Annotated in this window: 24 protein-coding genes; 12 read left to right on the top strand and 12 right to left on the bottom strand. The window is 63.1% G+C overall.

Going from position 1 to position 22,116, the window contains the following annotated elements; all coding sequences use genetic code 11:
- Positions 1-2 precede the first annotated feature (2 nt).
- From flgG to X741_RS150280, 8 genes are all read right to left on the bottom strand, one after another.
- Entirely contained in the window at positions 3-791 is a 789-nt protein-coding gene (gene flgG / locus X741_RS150245) for a flagellar basal-body rod protein FlgG (RefSeq protein WP_013893214.1), read from the bottom strand.
- Positions 792-801: 10 nt separating this feature from the next.
- On the bottom strand, positions 802-1,125 hold the full coding sequence (locus X741_RS150250) for a flagellar hook-basal body complex protein FliE (RefSeq protein ID WP_023765743.1): 324 nt from the start codon (positions 1,123-1,125) through the stop codon (positions 802-804).
- Complete coding sequence (gene flgC, locus X741_RS150255) at positions 1,122-1,538, bottom strand: flagellar basal body rod protein FlgC (protein ID WP_013893216.1); 417 nt, start codon at positions 1,536-1,538, stop codon at positions 1,122-1,124. The genes X741_RS150250 and flgC overlap by 4 nt, the downstream gene beginning before the upstream one ends.
- A gap of 2 nt (positions 1,539-1,540) precedes the next feature.
- Positions 1,541-1,921: a flagellar basal body rod protein FlgB gene (gene flgB / locus X741_RS150260; protein WP_023778463.1), complete on the bottom strand. Its 381-nt coding sequence runs from the start codon at positions 1,919-1,921 to the stop codon at positions 1,541-1,543.
- Between the two features lie 171 nt (positions 1,922-2,092).
- Positions 2,093-2,938, bottom strand: coding sequence for a hypothetical protein (locus X741_RS150265; protein WP_023778462.1), 846 nt, complete (start codon positions 2,936-2,938; stop codon positions 2,093-2,095).
- Complete coding sequence (fliI, locus tag X741_RS150270; protein WP_023778461.1) at positions 2,919-4,319, bottom strand: flagellar protein export ATPase FliI; 1,401 nt, start codon at positions 4,317-4,319, stop codon at positions 2,919-2,921. Before fliI ends, X741_RS150265 begins: the two co-directional genes overlap by 20 nt.
- A 1-nt stretch (position 4,320) precedes the next feature.
- Positions 4,321-5,043, bottom strand: a complete 723-nt coding sequence (gene flgF / locus X741_RS150275; protein ID WP_023778460.1) for a flagellar basal-body rod protein FlgF — start codon at positions 5,041-5,043, stop codon at positions 4,321-4,323.
- Positions 5,044-5,045: 2 nt separating this feature from the next.
- Positions 5,046-6,167, bottom strand: coding sequence for a DUF1217 domain-containing protein (locus tag X741_RS150280; protein WP_023778459.1), 1,122 nt, complete (start codon positions 6,165-6,167; stop codon positions 5,046-5,048).
- A gap of 158 nt (positions 6,168-6,325) precedes the next feature.
- Between X741_RS150280 and motA the strand changes: the two genes are divergently transcribed.
- The 6 genes from motA to X741_RS150310 are packed head-to-tail and all read left to right on the top strand — an operon-like array spanning position 6,326 to position 11,159.
- Positions 6,326-7,201 (top strand): flagellar motor stator protein MotA, encoded by an 876-nt coding sequence (gene motA, locus X741_RS150285; protein ID WP_023765737.1) that lies wholly within the window; start codon positions 6,326-6,328, stop codon positions 7,199-7,201.
- Positions 7,202-7,233: 32 nt separating this feature from the next.
- The gene (locus X741_RS150290) at positions 7,234-8,181 is read left to right on the top strand and encodes a FliM/FliN family flagellar motor switch protein (RefSeq protein WP_023778458.1); all 948 of its coding nucleotides are present in this window, start codon (positions 7,234-7,236) and stop codon (positions 8,179-8,181) included.
- A 17-nt stretch (positions 8,182-8,198) separates the two neighbouring features.
- A complete protein-coding gene (gene fliN / locus X741_RS150295; protein ID WP_013893224.1) occupies positions 8,199-8,585 on the top strand; it encodes a flagellar motor switch protein FliN in 387 nt (128 codons plus the stop codon).
- A gap of 46 nt (positions 8,586-8,631) precedes the next feature.
- Positions 8,632-9,642 carry a flagellar motor switch protein FliG gene (locus X741_RS150300; protein WP_023778457.1) on the top strand — a complete coding sequence of 337 codons (1,011 nt, stop codon included), beginning with the start codon at positions 8,632-8,634 and terminating at the stop codon, positions 9,640-9,642.
- 3 nt (positions 9,643-9,645) lie between these two features.
- Complete coding sequence (gene flhB / locus X741_RS150305; protein WP_023778456.1) at positions 9,646-10,728, top strand: flagellar biosynthesis protein FlhB; 1,083 nt, start codon at positions 9,646-9,648, stop codon at positions 10,726-10,728.
- A complete protein-coding gene (locus tag X741_RS150310) occupies positions 10,725-11,159 on the top strand; it encodes a hypothetical protein (protein WP_013893227.1) in 435 nt (144 codons plus the stop codon). Before flhB ends, X741_RS150310 begins: the two co-directional genes overlap by 4 nt.
- Before the next feature lie 45 nt (positions 11,160-11,204).
- Here X741_RS150310 and X741_RS150315 read toward each other — a convergent pair whose 3' ends face one another.
- On the bottom strand, positions 11,205-11,975 hold the full coding sequence (locus X741_RS150315; RefSeq protein WP_023778455.1) for a helix-turn-helix transcriptional regulator: 771 nt from the start codon (positions 11,973-11,975) through the stop codon (positions 11,205-11,207).
- Positions 11,972-12,682 (bottom strand): helix-turn-helix transcriptional regulator, encoded by a 711-nt coding sequence (locus X741_RS150320; RefSeq protein ID WP_023778454.1) that lies wholly within the window; start codon positions 12,680-12,682, stop codon positions 11,972-11,974. The genes X741_RS150315 and X741_RS150320 overlap by 4 nt, the downstream gene beginning before the upstream one ends.
- 507 nt (positions 12,683-13,189) lie before the next feature.
- Between X741_RS150320 and X741_RS150325 the strand changes: the two genes are divergently transcribed.
- Positions 13,190-14,383: a TMEM43 family protein gene (locus tag X741_RS150325; RefSeq protein ID WP_023778453.1), complete on the top strand. Its 1,194-nt coding sequence runs from the start codon at positions 13,190-13,192 to the stop codon at positions 14,381-14,383.
- A gap of 63 nt (positions 14,384-14,446) precedes the next feature.
- Here X741_RS150325 and X741_RS150330 read toward each other — a convergent pair whose 3' ends face one another.
- Together X741_RS150330 and X741_RS150335 are read right to left on the bottom strand one after the other, a co-directional pair.
- Positions 14,447-15,478 carry a histone deacetylase family protein gene (locus X741_RS150330; protein ID WP_023778452.1) on the bottom strand — a complete coding sequence of 344 codons (1,032 nt, stop codon included), beginning with the start codon at positions 15,476-15,478 and terminating at the stop codon, positions 14,447-14,449.
- Positions 15,479-15,501: 23 nt separating this feature from the next.
- Positions 15,502-16,155 (bottom strand): TetR/AcrR family transcriptional regulator, encoded by a 654-nt coding sequence (locus X741_RS150335; protein WP_023765730.1) that lies wholly within the window; start codon positions 16,153-16,155, stop codon positions 15,502-15,504.
- A gap of 258 nt (positions 16,156-16,413) precedes the next feature.
- Between X741_RS150335 and X741_RS150340 the strand changes: the two genes are divergently transcribed.
- From X741_RS150340 to X741_RS150360, 5 genes are all read left to right on the top strand, one after another.
- A complete protein-coding gene (locus X741_RS150340; protein ID WP_023778451.1) occupies positions 16,414-18,093 on the top strand; it encodes an amidohydrolase in 1,680 nt (559 codons plus the stop codon).
- Between the two features lie 142 nt (positions 18,094-18,235).
- Positions 18,236-19,330, top strand: coding sequence for an ABC transporter ATP-binding protein (locus X741_RS150345; RefSeq protein WP_023778450.1), 1,095 nt, complete (start codon positions 18,236-18,238; stop codon positions 19,328-19,330).
- Entirely contained in the window at positions 19,330-20,250 is a 921-nt protein-coding gene (locus tag X741_RS150350; protein WP_023765727.1) for an ABC transporter permease, read from the top strand. The genes X741_RS150345 and X741_RS150350 overlap by 1 nt, the downstream gene beginning before the upstream one ends.
- Positions 20,243-21,043 (top strand): ABC transporter permease, encoded by an 801-nt coding sequence (locus tag X741_RS150355; RefSeq protein ID WP_023765726.1) that lies wholly within the window; start codon positions 20,243-20,245, stop codon positions 21,041-21,043. The genes X741_RS150350 and X741_RS150355 overlap by 8 nt, the downstream gene beginning before the upstream one ends.
- A gap of 23 nt (positions 21,044-21,066) precedes the next feature.
- Positions 21,067-22,101 carry an extracellular solute-binding protein gene (locus X741_RS150360; protein ID WP_023765725.1) on the top strand — a complete coding sequence of 345 codons (1,035 nt, stop codon included), beginning with the start codon at positions 21,067-21,069 and terminating at the stop codon, positions 22,099-22,101.
- The last annotated feature ends 15 nt before the right edge of the window (positions 22,102-22,116 follow it).

Below are 22,116 nucleotides of genomic sequence, written 5' to 3'. Positions count from 1 at the left end.
CGTTACCTGATGTTCTTGGAGACGACGGAGGCCATGTCGTCGGCGGCCTGAATGACCTTGGAGTTCATCTCATAGGCGCGCTGCGCCGAGATCAGCTCGGTGATTTCCTTGACCGGATCGACGTTGGAGGCCTCGAGGTAGCCCTGCTGGATGGTGGCGAAGCCGGGGTCGCCGGGAACGCCGACATTGGCCGGGCCGGAGGCGGTCGTTTCCTGGAACAGGTTGTCGCCGAGCGGGGCGAGGCCCGCCTCGTTGGCGAAGTTCGCGATCTGAAGCTGGCCGAGGTTCTGCAGGTCGGTCTGGCCATCGATGCGGGCGAAGACCTGGCCGGTCTTGTTGACGATGACCTCGACGGCGTCGACAGGCACGTTGATGGCCGGAATGACACTGGCTCCGTCCACGGTCACCAACTGGCCGGTGGCGTTGGTGTTGAAGGCACCGGCGCGGCTGTAGAGCGTGCCGCCATCGGCGCCCTCGATCTGGAACCAGCCCCGGCCGGTGAGCGCCATGTCGAAACTGTTGCCGGTGCTGGTCAGTTCGCCCTGGGTGTGGACGTTGCGTACGGCCGTCGTCTTGACGCCGAGGCCGATCGAGACGCCTTCCGGCACCAGCGAGGCGTTCGAGCGGTTGGGCACGCCTTGCGTGCGGTCGACCTGGTAGAGCAGGTCGGAGAATTCGGCGCGTGCCCGCTTGTAGCCGGTGGTGTTGATGTTGGCGATGTTGTTGGCGATGACTTCCAGATTCGTCTGCTGGGCATTCATGCCGGTGGCGGCGATGGCGAGTGCTTTCATGGCCTGTTCCTCAGATGCCCATACGACTAACTTCGAGATAGGCCGAAACGACCTTGTCGCGGATGGCGACGGCGGTCTGAAGCGCCTGCTGAGCACTCATCACGGCATCGACGACCTGGCGGGTATCGGCGTCGCCCTTGAGTGCCTGCATCGACACCTGCTCGGCATTCTGCATCGTGCTGACGGTTTTGGAGGCGGCCCGGCTCAGCGCCTCGGCGAAGGACGTGCCAAGGTTGCCGGGCGCCGCGGGCGCAACGCCGCCTTGAAGCAGGTCAGTCGTAGTGTCGCCCAGACCCGGCTTCAGGTTAAGCGCGCCGATGCCGTTCACGATCATTGGTTCCTCATCAGGTCGATGGTCATGGAAATGAGGTCGCGCGCCTGCTTCACGACTTGCAGGTTGGCCTCGTAGGAGCGGTTGGCTTCGGTCATGTCGGCCATTTCGATCAGCACGTTGACATTGGGCATCTTGACGTAGCCCTTCTCATCGGCGGCTTCGTTGCCGGGCTGGAATTCGACGGGAAAGTCGCTCGGGTCGCGGTCGATCGAGTTCACTTCGACGGTCGAGCTGCCCGAGGCTCTGTCAAGTTCGGAAACGAAGCTGATGGTCTTGCGGCGATACGGGTCGGAGCCGGGCGTGGTGCCGGTCGACTGGGCATTGGCGAGGTTTTCAGAAACAACGCGCAGGCGTTCGGACTGGGCGCCAAGGCCGGATGCTGCGACTTTCAGGGCTGCGGTCAGCGCGTCCATGGTCAGCTCTTAACCGCCATCATCATCATCGAGTGGAACGCCTTGACGATGGCCGTGTTGAGCTCGAAGGAACGGCGCACCTCGCCGGCCTTGAGAAGCTGGTCCTCGAGCACCACCGAATTCTTGGAGGGCATGACAACACCGTCGTCTTCCTGCGGCTTGATGGCGAAGCCGGCGTTGGTGGCAGCGCTGCCAAGATGGCCGGCCTGGGTGGCCTGCAGCGACACGGCAGCACGGTCGAGCACCTTTTCGAACGGCTCGACATCGTTTGCCGTGTAACCCGGCGTGTTGGCGTTGGCGATGTTGCCGGCGACCGCCGACTGGCGCACGGCCAGCCACTGCGCTTGCTTGGCGGCGAGATCGAAAAGGGAAACGGGCTCCATGGGAATCTCCGGGCAGATGCCCCAGAGACTAGGCCGCCAGTCTTGCGCGGACCTTGCGGACGACCGCTAGAGCGGGATGCCCAAAAGCGTGACCCGGTTTTCTCGGACAAACGGGCACTGTTTGTCCAGGCATCAGGCCTTATCCCTTTCATTTAGGGCAAACCGCGTCGACTACCTGGAAAGCTCGATCACCTGGTTGGTGCTGGTGAGCATGACCCATTTGCCGTTGCGCTGTTCGATCGCCGACACCTTGCTGGAATCGGGCAATTTCGAGCCGCGCTGGACGAGCCACAGGCCGGTGTCGTCCTCGATCATGGCGCGGCCGTTGGCGACGTGGACCATACGGAATTTCGCGACGTCGGCAGGAAAAGGCTGATCGCCGGGCGGCGATGCCGGCCTTGAATCGTCCTGCACCGTTGCCGTGGCAAACAGGTCGAGATTGGCGTTGGGAACGTCCTTCGCCGTCAGCGGAGCGCTGCGTTCGGCGACCACGCCGCCACCCTCGCGCCCCGAATTGGTGCCGGTACCGCCGAACTTGATCGCCTGGACGCCGAACTGGTCCTGATTGAAGAAGATGTACCAGGGAAACAGGGCGCAGGTGAGACCCAGCGCAATGCCGAGCGCGGCAATGACGACATCGCTTCGCCGGTCGGGCTTCTTGCCCACCCTGGGAAATTGCGCCTTTGGCGGCTGGGGCCACTCGGTGACGCGGAACAGGTCGTCGATCAGCAAGTTGCGACTGGCCTGCGCCATCTCGGCAGCCTCTGCATGAGGAACCTCGTGCAGGGTGGCTTCGACAATCCTGGGCACGATAGGCTCGGCTCTGCCGGCCCTGGGCAGGATCGGCTTGACAGCCCTGGCCAGAACGGCTTCGGCCTTGGCGGCTATGGCACGAGCGGCTTTTGCCTTGGCCGCATTCGCTTCCCGTGTCCTGGCTTCCTCCGCGGCGTTCGCCTCGGCGATCATCTCGCGCAGGACGCGTTCGGTGTACTGTCGCTCACTCTCCTGGTTCGGCATTCTGCTTTCCCTTGAGATGACGGGCAAGGTCGGAGAACGGATCGGTCGAAGGACGGTCCCTGGGCGATTGCGTCAGCGCCTCGTAGATCAGCGGCACCTGGCGCACGGCAATGTCGAGCTCGGCATCGACGCCACCCTGATAGGCGCCGAGCAGGCGAATGTCGCGTGTGTCCTCGAAGCGCGAGATCATCGACTTCAGCCGCGTCACCAGGGCGCGCTGCTCGAGGCTCCACGCCTTGCCAGCTAGACGCGATATGGATGACAGCGGATTGACCGGCGGATAGCGGCCCTGTTCGGCGATCGCGCGGTCGAGCACGACATGGCCATCGAGGATGCCGCGCACGGAATCGGCGACCGGGTCGTTGTGATCGTCGCCATCGACCAACACGGAAATGATGGCGGTGATCGAGCCTTTTCCCTCGGCTCCTGGCCCGGCTCGCTCAAGCAGCTTCGGCAGTTCGGTGAAAACCGAGGCGGGGTATCCGCGGGCGACCGGCGGCTCGCCGGTTCCCGTAGCCACTTCGCGCAACGCATGGGCGAAGCGGGTGATCGAATCCAGCACCAGGAGCACGCGGTGGCCCTGGTCGCGAAAATGCTCCGCGACCCGCATGGCGGTGTCGGGTGCGCGACGGCGCATCATGGCGCTCTCGTCGCTGGTGGCGACCACGGCCACGGTCTTGGCCATGCTGTCGCCGATCGTGTCCTCGAGGAATTCGCGGACCTCGCGGCCGCGTTCACCGATCAGCGCGACGACGACGGTGTCGAAAGCGTCGGCACCGGCGAGCATGGCAAGCAGCGTCGACTTGCCGACGCCGGAGCCGGCAAAGACGCCGAGGCGCTGGCCCAGGCACAGCGGCGTGAAGATGTCGATGACCTTGACGCCGGTCATGAACGCCGTGCCGACCCGCTGCCTGGCCATAGCACCGGGCGTGGTGGCGCTGGCCGCCATGTCGTCACCCCTGACGAGCGGCGGGCCTCCGTCGATCGCCCGGGTCAGCGCATCGATGGTGCGGCCGCGCCACGAGCCGTGCGGAGCCACGGCGAGCGGGCCGCGGCGGAAGACGGCATCGCCGATACCGGCATCGGCACTGCGTTCGAAGGGGGCTACGACAACCTCGTCGCGGCTGATCTTGACGATCTCGCCGCGGCGCGCGCCGGCCAGGCCACGCTGCTCGACGATATCGCCCAACCGAGCGAAATCGGAAAGGCCGCGCACCTTGTAGTGCGTGGGCGTGACTTCGGTGACGAGGCCGCCGCGCTTGACCAGCCCGTCGGCGCCGCTGAAGCGGCGCCATACACGCTCGAGTGCAGCGAGACGGTCTTCCGGCGCCGGCTGCAGCTGTCTCTCGGGTGCGCGGATGGATGGCTGTTGGAGCGACATGCTACTTCGAGCCGAGCGTCTTGATCGCCTCATCGGTGGAGGATTCCGTCTGCCGCATCAGGGCCGCGGTGTTTTCGAAGGCGCGCTGGACCATGATCAGCCGCGTCATTTCCAGCACCGGATTGACGTTGGACTCCTCGACGAAGCCCTGGGCGATGCCGACATCGGAGCGATCGGTGACCGGTTCGGGCGTGCGTGCCGGCACGATGCCCGAATTGCCGTAGCGCACGAAGTTTACGCCCGGATCGAAATTGTAGAGGCCGATCGAGCCGACAAGCTGGTCGTTCTGGCGCAGCGAGCCGTCGGCTCCTGCCTTGGGCGGGCCGTTGCGCGGGTCGAGCTGGATCGGCGCGCCGCCGGCATCGAGCACCGGATGGCCCTCGATCGACATCAGCTCGCCATTCTCGTTCATGGAAAACCGGCCGTCGCGGGTCATGACAGGGCCGGCGGGCGTGTCGATGGCGAACCAGGCGTCGCCCTGAATGGCGAAATCGAACGGGTTGCCGGTCTCGGTCAAGGGGCCGTGGGCGCCGGAAAGATAGGTCTTGCCGGACGAAGCGAAGGAGACCGACTTCTGCCCGGTGCCGGACACCACGTCCTCGAATTTCACGCCCGTGGCGCGAAACCCGACAGTGTTGGCGTTGGCGACATTGTCGGCGATCGTGTCGAGCCGGCGCTCGAGCGCCATTTGCGCGGAAAGGGCGACGTAGAGACTGTCCCGCATGATCAGAACTTCAACTTCTGCATGGCCATCATCAGGTCGGTGGAAATGCCCGACGTGACCGGCTTGGCGAAGAGCACGCTGATCGACGACACCGCGGTCGAGGTCGGGTTGTTGATCTCATACATGCTGGTGAAGCGGGTCAGGAACTTGGTGAGCTTCGCGGGATCGGTGAAATCCGTGAGGTCGAGCTTCTGCTCGAACAACTGCGCCTGCTTGTCGATGTCGGCGGTGGCAAAGGAATCGGGCAGGCCGAGCGCGGTGCGCACGACGCTGGCAAGAGCCGTGTCGGCCAGCACGTCGTACCAGCTGGTTATGTCAGGCGCCTTGCGTTGGAAATAAAGCGCCAGCCGCACGCCCTGATTGGTCTGGCCGGCATCCTCTTCGAGAGTCTGGCGCAGATACTTGTCGACGGTCGGCTGCTGCACGGGATTGATGGTGGTGGCGTTCTCGCCATTGGCTTCGAAATTGAAGGCCAAAGCCAGTCCCGCGTAAGCTGGGTTCGTCTGCTTGTTGGCGACGCTGTCAGGATCGCTCACCTTGCTTTGCAGAACCTGCTTGATCAGGTCCTTGTCCTCGGTCGCGGAGTCCAGACCATATGCAGCCAGCGCGTAGGTGTAGAGCCGGCTGTTCGACATCAGATCGTCGACGGACTTCACCTTGGTGATGTTGGCGAGATAATAGGTCGTCTCGCCCTTCACATAGTCGGAATTCGGATCGAGACCGGCGATCTGCGCCTGCGTGGCGTAGTTCTTCGTCACCAGCTGCTGCGACTTGTTGTAGATCGTCGCATCGGCGCCGTTGGCGGCAAAATTGAATGCGCTGACGAACTGGGCATAGCGCTTGTCGGTCAGCTTGTTGGCGAAACTGTCGGGATCGGTGACGCCTTCCTTGAGCGCCTTGACCATGAACGCCTTGGCGTAGTCCATGTCTTCAAGCCCGTAGGCCTTCATGGCATATTTGAACAACCGATCGTTCTTGACGAAATCGTCGATCGATTTCACCTTGGTGATGTTGGCGAGATAATATTGCGTATCGCGATCGACCGTCGGCTGTTTCTCGATCCGGTCGATCGACTTCGAGATGTCTCTGGTGATCAACTGGTAGCTGGTAAAGGTATTGAGCAAGGACGCGCCTCCGGCCGAAGCAATGCCAGCACAATAGCGCCACTTCCTTGCGCGAAACTGAATCGCCTCAATTCGTTCCATGGCGGCTCCGATTCAAGCCTCACACAAGGCACGGGGACTATCCCTTGCACCTGATGTGAAATGCGGAAGGACCTGTCGTGGGCATTCTGATTGGACTGGTGGTGACGCTTGGCTGCGTCCTCGGCGGCTTCATGGCCATGGGCGGGCATCTGCACGTGCTGGTCCAGCCCTGGGAAGCCGTGGTCATCTGCGGCGCTGCACTGGGCACCTTCCTGGTCGCCAACCCGATGAAGACGGTCAAGGATACCGGCAGGGGCATCCTCGAGGCCTTCAAGCAGGCGGTGCCGAAGGAACAGGATTACCTGGAGACGCTCGGCGTGCTGCACAGCCTGATGCGCGAGCTGCGCTCGAAATCGCGCAGCGAGGTCGAGGCGCATATCGACAATCCGGAAGAATCAGCGATCTTCCAGGCCTTTCCGACCGTGCTCAAGAACCACGATTTGATGGCCTTCATCTGCGACTACTGCCGCATCATCATCATCGGCAATGCCCGCTCGCATGAGATCGAGGCGCTGATGGACGAGGAAATCCAGACCATCAAGTCCGACAAGATGAAGGCCTATCACGCGCTGGTCGCGGTCGGCGACGGCCTGCCTGCGCTCGGCATCGTCGCCGCCGTGCTCGGCGTGGTCAAGGCGATGGGCGCGCTCGACCAGTCGCCGGAAATCCTCGGCGGCCTGATCGGCGCCGCCCTGGTCGGCACGTTCCTCGGCATCTTCCTGTCCTACGCCGTGGTCGGGCCTGTCGCCACCAAGATCAAGACGGTGCGCGAGAAGAAGAACCGCCTCTACATCATCGTCAAGCAGACGCTCCTCGCCTACATGAACGGCGCCCTGCCGCAGGTGGCGATCGAGTTCGGCCGCAAGACCATCTCGTCCTATGAGCGGCCGACCATCGACGCCGTCGAGCAGAGCACGATGAACACCGGCGCCGCCGAGAAGAAGGCCGCCTGAGCGATGCACGACAGATCGGTGCCCACACGGTCATGACCAGTCCAGGCAGCCCCGCGCAAGCGCGCTCGCTGATCATAGAGCGTCTGGTCGGTGACAGCGGCGAGGCCGATCAGGTCATCGACGCCGGCCGTGCCATGGCCGAACGCGCCGTGCCGCTGCTGCAGAAGGGACTGTCGAGCGGGCTTGGCGTCCCCGTCATCGTCGATCTCAAGGCGGTCGAGGTCAGCCGCGTTACCGAGGCGCGCTCGCGCGCCGGCGACAATTTCGCCATGACCGTGGTCGGCTCACCGGCTTCGTCGGACGCGATGACACTCGTCATCGACGCAGCCGCGATCGCGATCATGGTCTCCACGTTGTTTGGCGGCGACCCGGACATGCCGGTGTCGCCGATCGAGCGCGACCTGTCGCCGCTCGAGGCCGATGTCTCGACCATGGTGTTCCAGGAGGTGGCGCAGGCGCTGAACGGATCGGGGCAGCGCTCGCTCGAACTGCGACTGCCGGCCCCCAGGGCCATGTCCGGCATCGAGGCCAGGCGGCATGTTTTGCGCGACGGCGCGGCAATTCGCATCGTCCTTGGCATCTCGACGCCGGTCGACAGCGGCAGCATCACGGTGACGATGCCGCAGCGTATCGTGCTGGCCGGCCGCGACGGCATCGCCAGCGCCAGCGAGGCCGATCCCGGCACCAGTTGGCGCGCACGCTTTTCTGAAGAGGTGATGCGCTCGACGGTGGCGCTCGAAGCCACCATGCCGCTGGCGCGGCTGACGCTGGGCGACCTTGCGAGGCTGGAAGTGGGCCAGGTCATCGATTTCGAGGAAACGGCGCAATCGCGGGCTCGCCTCAGCGCGCGCGGCCAGACGCTGTTCGTATGCGAGTTCGGCAAACTGGGACAGAATTACACCGTCCGGATCAGGCATCCCTTCGATGCCGGGCAGGACTTTATCGACGGGTTGATGCCGGCTGGCGCCGGGCGCGCCTGACCATTTGGAGACGATACATGGCCAAGACCAAGGCAGAACCAGACCTCGACCAGCCGGACGAGCAGCTCGACCGCGCCATCGAGGAATTGCGCGGGGTCCTGCATGAAGAGGAACAGCGCCCCGACGCAGCCTTCCGGGCCGCGGCAGGAGCCAATTCCAGCGTCATCATGAACATCCCCGTCGATGTCCAGATCATTCTCGGCAGCACCGAGATGGCTGTGTCCGACCTGATGGCGTTGCAGAAAGGGTCGACGGTCGCGCTCAACCGCCGCATCGGCGAACCGGTCGACGTCGTCGTCAACGGTCGCAAGATCGCGCGTGGCGAGATCACGGTGCTGGAAAGCGATCCCTCGCGCTTCGGCATCAGGCTGACCGAAATCATCGCCGGTACGAAGGGCGCCTAGACATGGTTTGCGGGGCTTGCCGGTGGCAGCGGAGGCGAGAGGCAATATGACGACGCCGGCGACCCTGACGCGCGCGCAGAAGGCGGCCGCCATCCTGGTGGCGATGGGCAAGCCGTCGGCCAGCCGTCTCCTGAAATTCTTCAAGCAGGAGGAGCTGAAGGCGCTGATCGAGGGTGCGCGGCTGCTCAGGACCATTCCACAGAGCGATCTCGAGCGCATCGTCGCCGAATTCGAGGCCGAATTCACCGAGGGCGCGGGCTTGCTCGATTCCGCCGACAGGATGGACACGATCCTCAATGAATCGCTCTCGCCCGAAGAGATGAGCGCGATCATGGGCGACAAGAAATTCGAGGTCGCTCCGGAAGGCCCACCACCGATCTGGCCGGAGCTCGAGAAGCTCGAGCCGGCGCGGCTGGGCACGTTTCTGGCCGGCGAACATCCGCAGACAGCGGCCATGGTGCTGTCGAAGCTGGCGCCGCAGACGGCGGCGGGGGTGCTTTTGACCCTGACCAAGCCGATGCGTGGCGAAATCATCAAGCGCATGGTGACCATGGCCAATGTTCCGGATGCCGCGGCCAGGATTGTCGAGAACCGGCTGCGCACCAGCGTGCTGGCGGAGACCTCGACCAAGGATACGTCGGTGGGGCAGGCACGCGTCGCCAGCGTGCTCAATGAACTGGACAAGCCGCTGCTCGAGGAGGTCATGCAGGATCTGGAAGCCGCCGGTACGCCTGATCTCGACGGCGTGCGCGCGCGACTGTTCGCTTTCGACGACCTGCCGCTGCTTACGCAGAAGGCACGCGTGCTGCTGTTCGACGGACTGTCGACCGAACTTGTCACGCTGGCGTTGCGCGGCACGTCTGCGGCGCTCGCCGAGGCGGTGCTGTCGGCGATCGGCGCACGGTCGCGACGGATGATCGAAGCCGAACTCGGGGAGGGGTCGGAAGGCATTCCCGCCGCCGACATCACGGCGGCACGCAAGACCATCGTGACGGCGACCATCCGCCTGTCGCGCGAAGGCGCGTTCGAACTTCCTTCGACGCAGGACGCCGCCTAAGGCATGTCCGACGCCGTCGACAAGGATTCGAAAACCGAGGAGGCGACGGAAAAGAAGATCCGCGACACCATCGAACAGGGCAAGCTGCCCCATTCGAGGGAAACCGCGCTTCTCGCCTCCTTCGTCGCCATACTGGTGTTCACCGTCTTCTATGCCAAGGATGCCATCATCGACCTCGGCATGTTCCTGGCGACGTTCCTCGAGAAGCCGGAAGCCTGGCCGATGGACACCGAGACCGATGTCATCGCGCTCTATAAACTCGTCATGCTGGAAGTGGGCCGCGCCCTCGTCAGCCTGCTGGTGCTGTTGACCGTCGCCGGCATCGGCGCCTCGGTGCTGCAGAACATGCCGCAAATCGTCGGCGAGCGCATCAGGCCGCAGTTTTCGCGCATCTCGATCGTCAAGGGCTGGAACCGCATGTTCGGTGTCCAGGGCTGGGTCGAGTTCCTGAAATCCCTGGGGAAGGTCGGCTTCGCCATTGCCGTGCTCTCCTTCACGCTGTCGGAGGATCACCGCAAGCTGCTCGCCGGGATGATCACCAATCCCGTTGCCTTCGGCCTCGTCATCCGCGGCATCGCGGTCGATATATTGGTGGCGATCGTCTTCGTCATGGGGCTGATCGCGGCGATCGACATCGTCTGGTCGCGCTTCCACTGGAAGCAGGACCTGCGCATGAGCAAGCAGGAGGTCAAGGACGAGTTCAAGCAGTCCGAGGGCGACCCGATCGTCAAGTCGCGGCTGCGCTCGCTGGCACGCGACCGCGCGCGCAAGCGGATGATGACGGCGGTGCCGCGCGCGACGCTGATCATCGCCAATCCGACCCACTTCTCGATCGCGCTGAAATATGTGCGTGACGAGGATTCGGCGCCGCTCGTGGTGGCCAAGGGGCAGGACCTGGTGGCGCTGAAAATCCGCGAGATCGCCAGGGAACACAACATCCCGATCTTCGAGGACGTGGCGCTTGCCCGCTCCATGTACAAGCAAGTTTCGGTCGATAATGTGATCCCGTCGCAATTCTACCAGGCCGTCGCCGAACTGGTGCGGATCGTCTACTCGAAAAAGGCTGAGCGCAGACAGATTTCATGAACCGCCAACCGCACGCAAAATCCCGCGAGATCATCGTCGCCAGCGCCATCGAGCAAGTGGTGGGCGAACTGAGGCTGATCGATGTCGCCGACTATATCGCCTTCATCCGGCTGGAGCACTTCGCCTGCCTGTCGGATCTGGTCGATTCAGCGGCGGAGCTGTTCTTCATGCCCGGCACGCTCAGGCTCGGCCATGGCGGCGAGGCGCATGTCGACTGGAGCGGCAGCCCGCGCATCGTGCTCGACCTGGAACTGCGGCCACCCGGGGCGACGGTCTATTTCCAGCTGACGCTGAGCGAGAACGGCAACTCGGTCGTGGTCAACTACGTGTCGTTCGAGAAGCCGGGCGAAGATCCCGAGCACAATACGGCCTTGCTCGAGACCGTGATCGAAGAGGCGCGTATCCGCAGGGTCGAGCCGCTCGCCTTCTGATACCTACTTGAACCTCAACAGAGCTCGACCGCTCTGATCGTTTCGCTACTCGATCAAACCGAGCCGCAGCGCCTTGGCCACCGCCTGGTTGCGGTTGACTGCGTTGAGCTTCTGCGTCGACTGGGTCAGGTACTGGTTGGCGGTGTGCACCGACAGTTTCAGCAGCCGCGCGATCTCTTCGCTGGTGTTGCCGTTGGCGGTCAGCTTCAGGCATTCGAGTTCGCGCTTGGAGATGGCGCGCATCCTGCCGGCATCGCTGGGGCGGATCCGGGCGACAGCGGCGAACAGCGAAAAACAGCGGGCATGGATTTCGTAGAGCGTATCCTGGGGGAGGGCGATCTCCGATCCGAGGAAGACGACGAGACCGCACTGGCCGCGATCGGCATGGACGGGAAGGGCGATACCGCTGGTGCCGGGCGCCAGCGCTGCGATCTGTTCGGTCCAGGCGAGTTTGCCGAACATCTCAGCCATCGGCGCGACGCCGTCATCCGTCCACCAGCGCGGCTCCGTCGAGTTGCGGGTATGGCGCACGATCTCCTCGCCATTGGCGCCTGAGATGAACTTCGTCGCCACCGCGATGCCGGGATAGTCGGAATCGAAACACGGGACCAGCCGTGCCCGCTCCGGTGACGGGCTGACGAAGAACAGGCCGAAGGCCGAGGCGTTGATGTCGACCGATATCCAGCGGCAGCGGCGGACGGCATCGGGAATGGTGACCGCGTGATGCGTCTCGGAGCCGAGCGAGAAGGCGCCGAACGGGTTGCGCTGCTCGTTGAAAAGGGCTTCGGCTGCTTCCTTGATGTCGGCGTTTTTCAAATGATGCCACTCCTGATCGCCGTGGCGATGGCCATCGCGCGGTTGCTGGCGGCGAACTTCTGGATGGCGTGGGTGATGTAGCTGTTGACGGTGTTGGACGAGACGCCAAGGATGACGGCGACCTCATCGGTGGTCTTGCCCTCCGAAACCCAGAACAGGCATTCGCGCTCGCGGTCCGACAGCGGATCCTGCATGGCGGCGGCGGCGATCAACTGCGGAATGTGCGAGAGCGCATAGCAGCACTTCAGTTGCGCCTTCATCAGCGCCGGCTGGTCGATCTTGCCGGCACTTGCCGCCGAGAACAGGGCGAACAGGCGCTGACGACCGACATTCAGCCGCAGCGAATAAATCTCGGCATGGCCGAGTACGTCGAGGAGGCGCGCCTCTTCACCGGAGACCAGTCCATCCGCATCCGGCGCCTGCGCCGCCACCAGCGGCCTTGGACGGATACCGGGCGCAACGGTGAGAGCACCCTGGGCAAGGCCGGCGATCAGCCGCTTGCCGATCAATTCGATGGCGTCGAATATCCAGTTCGAGGAGACGATGCGCGCGTCGTTGCGGTCCTGGTCATGGACGATGGCGACCAGCATGTAGCTGTCAGCGCCGATCTCGGCGGTCAATTCCATGAAAAAGCCGGTGAGATCACCGCGCGACGTCAGGCGCGAGCCTAATGTGTCGGATTGAAGAAGCGCGGCGGGACTGCTCATCTGTTGCTTTTGGCCGGAATCGATTCTGATGTCCGGATGCTGGAGAGCCAACCGCCGAACCTGAAAACGCGTTACTTTTACGAGACACACACGAGGCGCGGGGCCGCGCCCAATCAGACGGAATCCATTCAGGGAACGCGAAGCCGTCCGCGTCTGGCGCCGGAAAATTTCCGGAACGTGAGACTTTGGGTGGTCGCCGCGCCCCCCGAGGACCGGCTGATTCGGGTCTAATCTACCCGCAGATGAATCCGACATCAAACGCGATTTGACAAAATCGAATCTGATGGACTCAAGTGCGACTCAGGAGGCGATTTTCGTAGCCTTCGAGGCGTGAAAATGTCGGGACTGCGCAAGCCGGCCATATCGTCGGCCCGCCCGTTGCGATAGATTCGAAATGCCGAAGGGGTGGGGCATCTCCGGCAATAGAGCCTGTAGACGGCATGTTTGACGAAGTCGTCGGGGCAGTCGTACGCAGGCTCATGGCATGGTCCGGTTTCGGGGGAAACAATGAGCGATTCATTTCGGGAAGTTACATCCGTCTCGTGGTTCGGGCGGATCAAGCGCGCTGTCGGCGGGGTCGTATTCGGCCTGCTTCTGGTCGTGCTGATGGTGATCGGGCTGTTCTGGAACGAAGGCCGCGCGGTGCAGACGGCGCGCTCGCTGGCCGAGGGCGCCGGCGCCGTCGTCTCGGCCGGCGCCGACAGTGTCGACGCCGCCAATGACGGCAAACTGGTGCATGTCAGCGGGCCGGTGACAGCCGATAGCGGGCTGTCGGATCCGGATTTCGGGATCGCTGCGCAAGGCCTGCGCCTGTCGCGCAGCGTTGAGATGTATCAGTGGAAGGAAGACTCCAAATCCGAGACCACCAAGAAGCTCGGCGGCGGCGAGGAGACGGAGACGACCTACAGCTATTCGAAGGTGTGGGACGACAGCCAGATCGACTCGTCGGATTTCAAGAAGCCTGATGGCCATCAGAATCCGCCGTTGGCGATCCACAGCCGGACCTTCCAGATTCCGGAAGGCAAGCTCGTCGCCTTCGATCTCGATGCGCCGGTGCTGGATCGCATCGAGGGCGACAAGGATCTTTCGCTATCGCCAAGCCAGTCGGCCGCGATAAAGGCCGCCTACACCGGTACGAAGCCGCTCAGCATCGTCGACGGCAGGATCTATCTCGGTACCGACAACACAACGCCGGCGCTCGGCGACTACCGCATCGGCTACGAGCTTGCGCCGCTCGGCGTGGTGAGCATTGTCGCGCGCCAGGCCGGCAGCCGGTTCGAGTCCTACCAGACCGAGGCAGGCGATGCGCTGCTGATGGTCGATATGGGCCAGGTACCGGCCGACAAGATGTTCGCCGAGGCGGTCAGCGCCAACACGCTGATCACCTGGCTGCTGCGTGCCGCTGGCCTGCTGCTCCTGACGATCGGCTTTGCCCTGTTCCTCAGCCCGATTGGCGTGATCCTCGACGTCATCCCGTTCCTCGGCAGCATGGCGCGGATGGGAACCGGCATCATCGCCTTCTTCCTGGCGATTCTGGTCGGCACGACGACAATCGCGATTGCCTGGTTCTGGTATCGGCCGGTTCTGGCGGTTGGCATCCTGGCCGCCGGCGTCATCGCTGCGGCGGCGGTCTATTATCTCGGCCGGTCACGCAAGCCAGTGGCGCCGATGGCCGCGCCAAGCACTGGCACCGCGGCGTAGCCTGCAAAAAGGGCGGCCGCGCCGCCCTTTTCTTTCGTGCCTGTCGCTGTGCTTGCGAGAAGGCTACCGATCTTCGAAACCGGTCAGCACGCCCACGGCGTTGATGCCGATCTCCTCGACGGCATAGCCGCCTTCCATGACGAACAGCGTCGGCAGGCCGAGCTTGGCGATGCGGCGGCCGATCTTGGGATAATCGGGGCTGGTCAGCTTGAACTGGCTGATCGGGTCCTTCTCGAAGGTGTCGACGCCGAGCGAGACGATGACGATGTCGGGCGCGTAGGCGGCGAGCTTGGCGCAGGCGTCCTCCAGCGAGGCGTTCCAGACGTCCCAGCCGGTGCCGAAGGGCATCGGATAGTTGATGTTGAAGCCTTCGCCCGCGCCGGCGCCACGCTCGTCGGCATGGCCGAGGAAGAACGGATATTCGACCATCGGGTCGCCATGCAGATTGAGAACCTGCACGTCGGCGCGGTCATAGAAGATCTCCTGCGTGCCGTTGCCGTGGTGATAGTCGACATCCAGGATCGAGATGCGCTTGGCACCCTGATCGCGGAACCACTGCGCCGCGACGGCGGCGTTGTTGATGTAGCAATAGCCGCCCATGAAGCCGGCGCCGGCATGATGGCCGGGCGGACGGCAGAGCGCGAAGGCGGACCTTTCGCCGGCCTTCACCAGGCCGGCGGCGGTGAGCGCCACGTCATAGGATGACTTGATCGCCGCCCACGTGCCTTCAACGAAGGTGGCGCCGGCATCGAAAGAATAGTAGCCGAGCAGCGCATCGACACGCTTCGGCGGCACGTCGCCGCGCAGGCCGCGCGTCGGCCAGGTGAAGGGCATGGCCGTGCCCTCGTGACCGGAGGCCACCCATTGCGGCCAGACCGTCGGCAGGAAGTCGATATAGTCCGATTTGTGAATGCGTTTGGCGGCGGCAAGATCGTGCTCGAGCGGCAGGACGATCGGACCGAGCTTCTCGCTTTCGACCCGCGCCTTGATGAATTCGGCGCGCGAGGGCTTTTCAAAACCCGGCACGATCGCCGATGTGACCAGTTCCATCTGGCCGGCATGACCGGCATGAAGCGGCGAATAGACAGTCTTCATAAAATTCCTCTCGAAATGCGAAATCAGTCAAGGTTGAGATAGGGGGTCACCAAAGCGAGCCACATTCTTTCCACATCGTCCTCGATGAGGTCGTATGTCTTGCGATCTCTTTTCAGCCCTACGAGCCGGCAGGCGTGCCCGACATCCATCATCAGCACGCCGAGCCGGCTGGCGATCTCGTCTTCAAGGGCCGGATTCACATGCTGCAGCCATGCGGCGTAGAGGGCAATGATCTGCTCGTCATATTCGTCCTGGATCGGCCTGAGGTCGGCGTTACCGGAAATAGCCTCGATCACCGGCATCAGGGTGGCGTTGTCGCGATAGAGCGTGGACGTGTCGATGAAGAGCTTGCGCACTTCCTGGCGAAACTCGTCGCGGTTGGTGGGCGGGGCGACCTCGATGCGCCTCGCGATCACCTCGGGAAAGGAGGACAGCCAGCGTCGGGCGAGATCCAGGAGAATGGCTTCCTTGTTGGGAAAGTATTGGTAGACCGAACCGACCGACAGGCCGGCGCGCCGGGCAATGGCGAGCGTCGTCGGCGCCTTGGTTCCCTGCTCCCGTGTCAAGACCAGCGCCGCGTCGAGAATCCGGTCGACCACCTTGCTCGACCGCTGTTGCCGCGGCTGCTTGCGCGGTTCGAGCGCCATCCTGGTTTCGCGGCTGAGACTGCGCTTCACTGCTCGATGTCCTCGTTCCCTGCCGGGTATCAATACGGGTGCAGGTGCTGTCCAATACATTCGAAATTCGGTACGTTGACAAACGCGAATAATTAGTCGCATTCTTTTATCCACGCTGTTTTCAGGGATCACAAGGGGAATTTCCAGAGACAGCGCACTGGCATCATTTTCATCCGATAACGCGGCTGCGGTGACGTGGCAGGTTGTCGGACAAGAGGATTGCCGGTCTCAGTCAGTCGTCAAAAGCGCGGAGTCGCGATGTCTGTCACAGGTGCGGGTCACAATGCGGATCTGATCGTCATCAATGGTCATGTGCTGACCATGGACGATGACAATCCCACCGCCGAGGCCGTTGCCGTCAAGGACGGCACCATCATCGCCATCGGCAGCCGCGCCTCCATCGAAGAGCTCAAAGGTCCGGCCACAAAAGTGATCGACGCCAAGGGCGGCTCGGTGATCCCAGGCTTCATCGAAGCCCACATGCATCTGTTTTCGGGCGGGGCCGAGCTCGCGCATCTTCAGCTTGGCGGCGTCCATGGCTTCGAGGCGTTGCAAAAGGCGATCCGCGACTATGCGCCGACCCGGCCCAATGCCGCGATGCTGGTCGGGCAGGGCGTCGACTACACCGTGCTTGGCAGCGAGCGGGTGACGCGCCACCATCTCGATCAAATCCTGCCGGACCGGCCCTTCTGCATGGCCGCGCCCGACCATCACACGATGTGGGCCAACACCAGGGCGCTGGAGATGGCCGGCATCCTGCACGGCCGCACGCTTGGTCCGGGCAACGAGATCGTCATGGGTGACGATGGGCTGGCGGCGGGCGAATTGCGCGAGGGCGAGGCCTTCGGTCCGGTGCTCGACCTTGCCGGCGAGAGCCGGGTGCGGCTGGGGCTGGCGACAGGCGGCGAGCCGGACCCGATGCCGTCGGCTGAAGAACGCGCCGCCGACCGCGACATCATGCGGCGCGGGCTTGCCTGGTGCGCGCGCCACGGCATCACCTCGATCCAGAACATGGACGGCAATCTCTACCAGCTTGAGCTGCTGGCCGAGATCGAGGCCGCGGAAGGCTTGCCCTGCCGCGTCCAGATCCCGTTCCACTACAAGAATTTCATGACGCTCGACATGCTCGACAAGGCGTCCGTGATGACCGAGCGCTACAACAGCGAGTGGCTGTCCTCGGGCATGGTCAAGGTGTTCTACGATGGCGTGCTCGATTCCTGGACGGCGGTGATGGTCGAGCCTTATGCCGATCGCACCGACTGGGTCGGCGAGCCACTGTTCACGCCGCAGCAGTTCATCGATCTGGCGGTTGCCGTCGACAGACGTGGACTGCAGATCGCCGTGCACTCGATCGGCGACGGCGCCGTCCGCGCCGTGCTCGACGGCTACGAGGCGGCGCAAAAGGCCAATGGCAAGCGCGACAGCCGGCATCGCGTCGAACATATCGAGGTCATAACCACATCGGACGTGCCGCGCTTCGCCGAACTCGGTGTCATCGCTTCCATGCAGCCGCCGCATCCGCCCGGCGCCATGGATTTTCCGCTGGAGCCGACCGTGTCGCGCATCGGGCCGGCCCGTTGGCCGCTGAGCTATGCCTGGCGGACCTTGAAGAATGCCGGCGCGCATGTCGTGTTCGCATCGGACTGGCCGGTGTCGCCGATCGATCCGATCCTGGGTATTCAGGCGGCAGTGATGCGCAAACCATGGGCAGAAAGCGACCCGGACCAGAGCTTCTCGCTGCATGAATCGCTCACCGCGTACACGGTGGAGGGTGCCTATGCGGAGTTCGCCGAGCACCGCAAGGGTATGCTGAAACCAGGCTATATGGCCGATCTGGTGGTTTTGTCCGATGATATCGAGAGGACCGCGCCGGCCGAACTGCACAGACTGCGGCCGGTGACGACGATCTGCGGCGGCAAGGTCACCTACCAGGCCTGACAATGGCATGCGGCTTGCTAGCCGGATGAATGACTACTGAACTGTGATTCAATGCCGGACTTGCCAACCTACCGGCCGTGTGGTCACATCCAACAGGGGAAAAACCTCGCCAGCAAGAGCGGGGTCAACAGTGAGGCGTATCGTGCCGGAAAAACCGGATCGGAATGCAATTGAAGTCGTAAACGTCAGTAAAATTTTCGGATCAGGGGAAGGGCAGGTCGCTGCCCTCGATACGGTGTCGGTGACCATCCGCGAAAACGAGTTCTTCACGCTGCTGGGACCATCCGGCTGCGGCAAGACCACGCTGCTGCGGCTGATCGCCGGCTTCGATTTTCCAACCGCCGGCGAGATCCTGCTTTACGGCCAGGACATCGCACCGTTGCCGCCCTTCAAGCGGCCGGTCAACACCGTCTTCCAGTCCTACGCGCTGTTTCCGCACATGACGGTGGCCGACAATATCGGCTTCGGCCTGGAAATGCTGGGTAAGCCCAAGGCCGAGATCAAGGCGCGCGTCGCCGAGATGCTGAAGCTGGTCAAGATGGAAGCGCTGGCGGGCCGGCGCACCAGCCAGATCTCCGGCGGCCAGCAGCAGCGCGTGGCCCTGGCCCGGGCGCTGGCGCCGCAGCCCAAAGTGCTGTTGCTCGACGAACCGCTGTCCGCACTCGACTACAAGCTGCGCAAAGAGATGCAGATCGAACTGAAGCGGCTGCAGCACGAGACCGGCATCACCTTCATCTTCGTCACCCACGACCAGGAAGAAGCGCTGACGATGTCGGACCGCATCGCGGTGATGTCGTCGGGCAAGATCCTGCAGGTCGGCTCGCCCTGGGACATTTACGACAAGCCGGCGGAACGCTTCGTCGCCGACTTCATCGGCGAAACCAACTTCCTCACCGCAGCGATATCGGGCATCGGCAACGGAAGGGTGCGCGCGACGCTCAAATCCGGCACGGCCATCGAGGCGACCGTAGCCGAAGGCTTCCAGCCAAAGGACAACGCTACCGTGGTGGTGAGGCCCGAGCATGCCAAGCTGACGAGGGACAAGGGCGACCTCGCGGGCACGGTCGAAAACATCGTCTATTTCGGCACCGACACGCATATCCATGTCCAGCTCGACAGCGGCGAGGCTTTCACCGTGCGCCAGCAGAACACGCGCAGCGCCGGCTGCGGTTTCGAACGCGGCGACAAGGTCGGCATCAAGATCGGCAACGACGCCGCGCAAGTGCTGAGGGACTGATGGCGACCGCGGAAGAAGTCGCCAAGGCAGCGGAGCGGCGCGATGTGCGTGACCGCTGGCTGTTGTCAGCACCGGCGCTGCTGGTCATTCTGTTTGCCGCGACCGGCCCGTTGCTGATCGTGCTTGTCTATTCGTTCCTGACGCCCGGCGCCTATGGCGACGTGAAATGGCAGTTCTCGTCCGACGCCTGGACATCGGTGCTGCTGGAGCGCGACATTTTCGACGACACGCTTTCGCTCGCTGCGGCGCATGTCACCATCCTCTGGCGTTCGGTCAAGCTTGCGGTGGTGACGACGCTCGCGACCTTGGCGCTCGGTTTCCCGACCGCCTATTTCATGGCGACGCGAAGCGAGAAGACGAGGGATCTCTGGCTGTTCCTGATCACCATCCCGTTCTGGACCAACCTCCTGATCCGTACCTTCGCCGTGCTGCAGATCATCCGCAACGAAGGCATCATTAACACGATCCTCTTGAAGCTCGGCATCGTCTCGGCGCCGATCCAGATCCTCTACACCGATACGGCGATCCTGGTCGGCATGGCCTATGTCTACCTGCCGCTGATGGTGCTGCCGATCTATGCCAGCATGGAGAAGCTCGATTTTCGTTTGGTCGAGGCGGGCTATGATCTCTACGCGACGCGCTTCAAGGTGCTGCGCAAGATCATTTTCCCGCTGGTCAAACCCGGCGTTATCGCCGGCTCGATCCTGGTCTTCATCCCCGCACTTGGCGCCTATGTGACGCCGAGCGTGCTTGGCGGCGGCAAGAACATGATGCTGTCCAACCTGATCGAACTGCAGTTCGGCCAGGGCCGCAACTGGCCGCTCGGCTCGGCGCTGTCGATCACGGTGATGATCATCGTCATGGTGGCGCTGCTTGCCTATGTGCGCAATGCCGGCAAGTCGGGAGTGCGTCATGGCTGACAACTTCTCCATCAAGCACCAGCCGGGGTTCACGGCGATCGCCGCGACCTGCTTCGTCGTGCTCTATCTGCCCATCATCGTGCTGGTCATCTACGCCTTCAACGCAGCCAGCTCGACATCGGAATGGGGCGGGTTTTCGTTCAAGTGGTTCCAGTCGGCGTACCAGAACACGCAGGTCATCGATGCGACGCTGCGATCCTTCCAGATCGGTTCCATCGCGGCGGTGCTTTCGACCATCTTCGCCACCATGGCGGCGCTCGCCACCACGCGCACGGCATCCTATCCCGGCCTCACCTTCAAATACGCGGCGATCAACCAGCCGCTGATGGTGCCCGAGATCGTCACCGGCGTGGCGCTGCTGATCTTCTTCTCGCGCATCAAGATCTTCACTGGTTATTCGGGGATCGGCTATTTGGTCGCCGCGCATACGGCGTTCTGCATTCCCTTCGCCTACCTGCCGATCCGGGCGCGGCTGGAGAATATGGACCTGACGCTGGAACGTGCGGCCGCCGACCTCTACGCGACGCCGTGGAAGACCTTCCGCCGCATCACGCTGCCGCTTTTGTGGCCCGGCATCCTGGCCGGACTGATGCTGGCCTTCGTCATCTCGCTCGATGATGTCGTCATCACCGAGTTCGTCAAGTCGGGCGGCCAGGACACGTTGCCCACCTACATGCTCGGCCAGATACGCCGCGGCATCACACCCGAGATCAACGCGATATCGACCGCTTTCCTGCTGCTTTCGGTCGCGATCGTCACGTTGTTTTTCTTCGTCAGCAGGAAACGAGACTGAAACCTGAAATGGGAGTTAGAACGATGAACTGGAAGACAACAGCGACCGCCATGGGGTTGGCGTTGCTCGCATCGACGGGGCTTGCCCGCGCAGAAGGCGTGCTCAACATCTACAATTGGGGCAACTACACCAGCCCCGACGTGATCAAGAAGTTCGAGGACAAATACAAGGTCAAGGTGACCATCACCGACTACGATTCCAACGACACCGCGCTTGCGAAGATTCGCCAGGGCGGCACCGGTTTCGACATCGCGGTTCCGTCGCAGACCTATGTGCCGATCTGGATCAAGGAAGGTCTCGTGCTGGAGACCGATCCGGGCAAGATGGAGAACTTCAAGAACGTGGCGCCGGAATGGGCCAATCCTGAATTCGACCCCGGCCGCAAATATTCCGTGCCGTGGGCCTGGGGCACGATCGGCGTCGTCGTCAACACCGATGCCTATAAGGGCCCGGCCGATACGTGGGGCATTGTCTTCAACACGCCGGACGAACTGAAGGGCAAGGTCAATGTCGTCCCGGAAATGGGCGACGTCATCTTCGCGGCGATCAAATATGTCGGCGGCCAGCAGTGCACCGATGACAAGGCGGTGCTGAAGAAGGTACGTGACCTCCTGGTGGCGGCCAAGCCGAACTGGATCGCCATGGAATACAACACCATCGAAAAGATGGGCGCCGGCGACTTCAAGGCAACCAGTGACTGGAACGGCTCGGCGCTGCGCCAGCGGCTGGCCAACCCGGCCATCCACTACAATTATCCGAAGGAAGGCTTTGGCCTGTGGAGCGACAACGTCGTCGTCCTCAAGGAAGCCAAGAACGTCGAAAACGCCAAGCTGTTCCAGAACTTCATCATGGATCCGGAAAACGCGGCTGGCCTCTCGGCCTTCCACCGCTATGCCAACGCCATCACCGGCTCGGACAAGTACATGCCGGCCGACATGAAGGACGCGCCGGAAGTCATTATTCCGGCCGACGCCAAGCCGAAAGGCGAATTCCAGAAGATGTGCCCGCCTGAAACGCAGGAACTCTACACTAAAATCTGGACCGAGCTGCAGAAGTAATCGCTACGCGATGGA

Source organism: Mesorhizobium sp. LNHC221B00 (assembly GCF_000502935.1).
GTDB classification, from domain to species: Bacteria; Pseudomonadota; Alphaproteobacteria; order Rhizobiales; family Rhizobiaceae; genus Mesorhizobium; species Mesorhizobium opportunistum.
This window is presented reverse-complemented; position numbering and strand designations above follow the sequence as displayed.

Bases quoted from the DNA above. Each gene is read 5' to 3' on its own strand.
- flgG (WP_013893214.1), bottom strand. From the start codon at position 791: ATGAAAGCACTCGCCATCGCCGCCACCGGCATGAATGCCCAGCAGACG.
- X741_RS150250 (WP_023765743.1), bottom strand. From the start codon at position 1,125: ATGATCGTGAACGGCATCGGCGCGCTTAACCTGAAGCCGGGTCTGGGC.
- flgC (WP_013893216.1), bottom strand. From the start codon at position 1,538: ATGGACGCGCTGACCGCAGCCCTGAAAGTCGCAGCATCCGGCCTTGGC.
- flgB (WP_023778463.1), bottom strand. From the start codon at position 1,921: ATGGAGCCCGTTTCCCTTTTCGATCTCGCCGCCAAGCAAGCGCAGTGG.
- X741_RS150265 (WP_023778462.1), bottom strand. From the start codon at position 2,938: ATGCCGAACCAGGAGAGTGAGCGACAGTACACCGAACGCGTCCTGCGC.
- fliI (WP_023778461.1), bottom strand. From the start codon at position 4,319: ATGTCGCTCCAACAGCCATCCATCCGCGCACCCGAGAGACAGCTGCAG.
- flgF (WP_023778460.1), bottom strand. From the start codon at position 5,043: ATGCGGGACAGTCTCTACGTCGCCCTTTCCGCGCAAATGGCGCTCGAG.
- X741_RS150290 (WP_023778458.1), top strand. From the start codon at position 7,234: ATGACCAGTCCAGGCAGCCCCGCGCAAGCGCGCTCGCTGATCATAGAG.
- fliN (WP_013893224.1), top strand. From the start codon at position 8,199: ATGGCCAAGACCAAGGCAGAACCAGACCTCGACCAGCCGGACGAGCAG.
- X741_RS150300 (WP_023778457.1), top strand. From the start codon at position 8,632: ATGACGACGCCGGCGACCCTGACGCGCGCGCAGAAGGCGGCCGCCATC.
- flhB (WP_023778456.1), top strand. From the start codon at position 9,646: ATGTCCGACGCCGTCGACAAGGATTCGAAAACCGAGGAGGCGACGGAA.
- X741_RS150310 (WP_013893227.1), top strand. From the start codon at position 10,725: ATGAACCGCCAACCGCACGCAAAATCCCGCGAGATCATCGTCGCCAGC.
- X741_RS150320 (WP_023778454.1), bottom strand. From the start codon at position 12,682: ATGAGCAGTCCCGCCGCGCTTCTTCAATCCGACACATTAGGCTCGCGC.
- X741_RS150325 (WP_023778453.1), top strand. From the start codon at position 13,190: ATGAGCGATTCATTTCGGGAAGTTACATCCGTCTCGTGGTTCGGGCGG.
- X741_RS150330 (WP_023778452.1), bottom strand. From the start codon at position 15,478: ATGAAGACTGTCTATTCGCCGCTTCATGCCGGTCATGCCGGCCAGATG.
- X741_RS150340 (WP_023778451.1), top strand. From the start codon at position 16,414: ATGTCTGTCACAGGTGCGGGTCACAATGCGGATCTGATCGTCATCAAT.
- X741_RS150350 (WP_023765727.1), top strand. From the start codon at position 19,330: ATGGCGACCGCGGAAGAAGTCGCCAAGGCAGCGGAGCGGCGCGATGTG.
- X741_RS150355 (WP_023765726.1), top strand. From the start codon at position 20,243: ATGGCTGACAACTTCTCCATCAAGCACCAGCCGGGGTTCACGGCGATC.
- X741_RS150360 (WP_023765725.1), top strand. From the start codon at position 21,067: ATGAACTGGAAGACAACAGCGACCGCCATGGGGTTGGCGTTGCTCGCA.